1 protein-coding gene is annotated in these 888 nt (G+C 67.1%); it reads right to left on the bottom strand.

Annotated features, from left to right (window positions below):
* Positions 1-455 precede the first annotated feature (455 nt).
* Complete coding sequence (locus tag OTB19_RS43150; protein WP_267804322.1) at positions 456-731, bottom strand: IS3 family transposase; 276 nt, start codon at positions 729-731, stop codon at positions 456-458.
* Between the last annotated feature and the right edge of the window lie 157 nt (positions 732-888).

The following is an 888-nucleotide window of genomic DNA, read 5'->3' as shown; positions in this document are numbered from 1 at the left end:
CCGGCAGACAGCACCGCTCGGCAAGCCGGACGATCGGGACAAGTCCGGCATGCGCGATCAGATTCGGCTCGTCGAACGCCGCGAACACCGCCGCCGAGCTGTGGGAGGATTTCACTTACGAGGTGCCCTCTCACTCGGGTCTGATGGAAGCGTAAGAACTCCCATCATCCCAGGTCAGCGGGCACCTCTCTTCATTTCTCCGTCCACAGCCCAACCGCCACGCGGTGGATCGAGGCTCATACCTCACGAGCCCCGGAAATCCCCACCCGAACACCAGAGCCCCTGATCACCAGGCTCTGAGGCCAGGCTCGACGCCTTCCGCTGACTGACCCGATACAACACCCGCCGCCGGCACTCCCGCCTCGGCCACCGGGCCCCGATCACCTACGAGAACGACCTCCAACCAGCAGCAACTACCCTGACCCAAGCCGCATAGACGTGTTCAACATCTGGGGTCAAGGCCCCTTGTCCGCGCGGGTCAGTGAACGCCGCTTGCGGCGGGTGACGCCCTGGATGCCGGCCTCCCGCATGATCCGGGCGACGCGCTTGCGGTTCACAGGCCTGCCCAGGCGCCGCAGCTCGGCGTGGATCCGCGGCACCCCGTAGGTCTTGCGGGACGCGATGTGGAGAACGGTGATCTCGTGCGCGAGCGCGTCGTCGGCCGCCCGGCGGGCCTGGCGGGCGGCTTCACCCTCGCACCAGGCGTAGTAAGAAGAGCGGGCGACCTTCACCGCCCGGCACGGCAGGGCCACCGGACAGCAGGCGGCGTTGTCAGGTTGGGTGAGTCCTGGTGGGTGTGTTCTGGTTCGGGGCGTATCTGGCCGTGGTGGTGACGGTGGTTCAGGCTGCTGCGGACAGGCCGAGAGTCCCGGTGATCTGGTCCCAGAT

It is taken from the genome of Streptomyces sp. H27-H5 (genome assembly GCF_026627505.1).
GTDB lineage: Bacteria > Actinomycetota > Actinomycetes > Streptomycetales > Streptomycetaceae > Streptomyces.
This window is presented reverse-complemented; position numbering and strand designations above follow the sequence as displayed.